Raw genomic sequence first — 1,207 nt, 5'->3', positions numbered from 1 at the left:
AGAACCGTAGCGTGAACACCCGCCACAGCAGGGTCATTCACCACGAACCGCGAAGAGCCCCTAAACGCCTCCCTGAGGGGCTCAGGCATCGGTGCGTGCTGATCGCACACTCCCTGGTCACTGAGGCGCTCGCACGCGGGTGGACAGTGACTCCAGTAGTCGGCGTAGCCGAGCGCCGCGAATGGGAGCCGAGGTACACCCGCTACGACTCCCCCGCTCTGCTGTTTCTCGACGCCGGCCACGCGCAGGTCGGAATCATCTTCAACGAGGTCACGAAGCGGGTGCCGCACGAGGACACCAAGGATGAGGCGGCGCGCCGCGCAAGGGGCGACTACGTGTGGGCGCCCACGTACGACCACATCGGGGACGGTCGACTGCGGCTGCACCTCACAGACGCCAGCGGCCGCAAGCTCAGTAAGTCCTGGGCCGATGGCGTCCGGATGCAGGTCGAGGACCGCATCAGCAATGTGCTCGGCGCGGTGGAGCAGGCGAGCCACGACGCAGTCGCACGCGAGGAAGCACGGATTCGACGCGAGGAGGAAGAGCGTCTCCGTCGCTTTGAGGCCCAACGGATCGACGCCCTGTGCCGGGAGTACGAGGAATGGGAGGCAGCGCTCCACACGGGCACCAGTGCCTGGCTGCAGCACCGTGAGTTGTCCGCGTTCGTCGACAGTGTCGAAGTGACTGGCGGTGACGAGAGCAGGGCGTTCGTCGAGTGGGCACGGGCCCACCTGGCGGCTGTAGATCCCCGGCGACAAGTCCCGACGGGCGACACCCCAGCCTGGCCTCACGAGGAGCACGCACGGCGGGGACGGTATGACCCGAAGCCGCGCTACGGCTGGTAACTACTCGCGCCTCTCAAGGGCGTCATGGACGCACGGGACGAAGATCGTGCAGTAACAGGCAGATGCAGCCGCGCCGGAAACGAAGGGCGCCAGCTGCCTGCCCTATCGTTTGACCGAATAGAGCCGACCACAACCCACATCATGTGCCGATGAGGGAACACCTCGAGCGAGAGGAATTGCAGTCATGAGCGTGGGGTATCGATCGATCCTGCACCTAGATGAGCAAGTCGATGCGATCGACGTTGCAGAGGGGCAGTTAAGAGGCTCTTCACAATTCGGGGTGTAGGTGTGGTCTGAATCCGTCGGCTTCGAGGAGTGCGCGGGCGATGTAGTTGGTGGGGTTGCGGAAGCCGAGGGCCAGG

General features: G+C 64.9%; 1 protein-coding gene. It reads left to right on the top strand.

Features of this window, described 5'->3' with window-relative positions:
- The first annotated feature begins 95 nt into the window (after window positions 1–95).
- Window positions 96–845: a hypothetical protein gene (locus FM110_RS00215; protein ID WP_087101529.1), complete on the top strand. Its 750-nt coding sequence runs from the start codon at window positions 96–98 to the stop codon at window positions 843–845.
- Window positions 846–1,207: the final 362 nt, after the last annotated feature.

It is taken from the genome of Brachybacterium nesterenkovii (genome assembly GCF_900163655.1).
GTDB lineage: Bacteria > Actinomycetota > Actinomycetes > Actinomycetales > Dermabacteraceae > Brachybacterium > Brachybacterium nesterenkovii.
This window is presented reverse-complemented; position numbering and strand designations above follow the sequence as displayed.